The sequence below is a fragment of the Nocardioides sp. NPDC023903 genome, from assembly GCF_040639295.1.
GTDB lineage: Bacteria > Actinomycetota > Actinomycetes > Propionibacteriales > Nocardioidaceae > Nocardioides.
In genome coordinates this window covers 1-1,626 of sequence record NZ_JBEZZS010000076.1, presented here as the reverse complement: position 1 = coordinate 1,626, position 1,626 = coordinate 1, and the positions used below count along the sequence as shown (strand labels likewise).

2 protein-coding genes and 1 pseudogene are annotated in these 1,626 nt (G+C 70.2%); all 3 read right to left on the bottom strand.

The genetic code is table 11. The features are described from left to right. Positions 1–345, bottom strand: a pseudogene (locus AB0F44_RS30030) (orotate phosphoribosyltransferase); the annotation flags it as partial. Positions 346–350: 5 nt separating this feature from the next. Beyond that, positions 351–1,109 carry an SDR family oxidoreductase gene (locus tag AB0F44_RS30025; RefSeq protein ID WP_357361006.1) on the bottom strand — a complete coding sequence of 253 codons (759 nt, stop codon included), beginning with the start codon at positions 1,107–1,109 and terminating at the stop codon, positions 351–353. A 101-nt stretch (positions 1,110–1,210) separates the two neighbouring features. Then, on the bottom strand, positions 1,211–1,626 hold a 416-nt coding region (locus AB0F44_RS30020; protein ID WP_357361004.1), incomplete at its 5' end, for a hypothetical protein.

The following is a 1,626-nucleotide window of genomic DNA, read 5'->3' as shown; positions in this document are numbered from 1 at the left end:
CTCGATCTGACGCTGCATGCCGTGCGCCTTGGCCGCCTTGCGCACCACGAAGGCGTCGATCGGGCGACCCGGCGCGTGCATCACGGCCATCGCGACCGGATCCGCGCCCATGGTGAGCCCGCCGACAGCGTCGAAGTCCCAGTCGGCGACGAGCTCGCGCAGCAGCGTGCCGATCAGCGGCGCCGCCTGGTGGTGCAGGGTCGCGCGGCGCAGGTCGACGTAGTAGTCGGCTTCCTTGCCCGAGGACAGCGTCACCTTGCCGTGCACGACCGCGAGCTCGCGCACGAGGGCGGCCAGCTGGTCGCGATCGGCCTTCGTGAGCGCCTGACGTGCTTGGTCGATCATCTAAGTCATGTCCTTCCGCGTGCGTTGAAGAGTCCGCGATTCATGCGGGCCACCAGGGTGCGCGGGACGAAGCCCGCTACCGCGGTGAGCACCTTGTACTGCACGCCGGGCACGCTGATCACCCGGCCGGAGTCCAGATCCTGCAGGCACCCGTCGACGACCTGGTCGACGTCGAGCCACAGGCGCTTGGGCAGCGAACTCATCTCGATGCCGGCGCGCTCGTGGAACTCGGTGTGCACGAATCCGGGGCACAGCGCTTGGATGCGAACACCGGTGCCCACCAATCCACCCGCTAAACCCTCCGTGAAGGATACGACGTAGGCCTTGGAGGCCGAGTAGGTCGACCCCCGTCCGGGAATCAACCCGGCCACACTCGCCACATTCACGATCGAGCCCGCGCCCGCCGCGACCATCGCGGGCAGGGCTGCCCTGGTGAGTTGCAGGACCGAGGTGACGTTGACGTCGAGCTGAGCCTGCAACTCCGCTGGGTCGAGGGTCCAGAACTCACCCGAATGCGCGAAACCCGCGTTGTTGACGAGGAAGTCGAGGCCGCGAGCGGCTCGGGCCGCGACGCGATCGCGATCGCCGGCGTCGGCCAGGTCGGCGACGAGGACTTCGGCCGACGTGGCGAAACGGCGGGCCAGATCGTCGGCGAGTTCGCGTAGTCGTTCCTCGTTCCTGGCGACGAGGACCAGGTCGTACCCGAGGGCGGCGAGACGGTGGGCGAAACCCTGCCCGATGCCGGACGTCGGTCCGGTGATCATCGCGACGGGGCGGTGCACGCCGGGCAGGCGTGAAGGACTGTCAGACATCGCTGGTCGATTCCGGTCGACGGGCAGCCGCGACGACTACCGCGGCAGGTGGATCACTTCGGGACAGGGCCCTGGTACGGGCGGAAGCCGGGGTGGAACGGTCCGCCCGGCTGACCCGATTCCGCGTCGTCGCGCGGTGGCTCGGCGCGCGGACGCGGCTCGGGGACGACGGCCAGCGATGGGCGCTTGGGCGGTTCGCCGAGCGGGCGGCGGCCGGGTGCCGGCTGGTCTTCGAACTCGGGATCGTCGAGGTCGGGGTCGTAGTCGGCGGGGAGCGCGGGGGCGCGGCCACCGATCGGCGCGCGATCGTCTACGTCGCGGGTCGTGGCACCACGCGTGGCGGACGGCTGCTCGTCTTCCGGGAATCGAGCCGCCACGCCGCGAGCGGCATAGGGGTCGTCGTCTTCGGGGAAGCGGGCGCCGCGGTAGGGCTCGCCATCGGAGTCGAGTTCGTCGGTCTGCGCCTTGA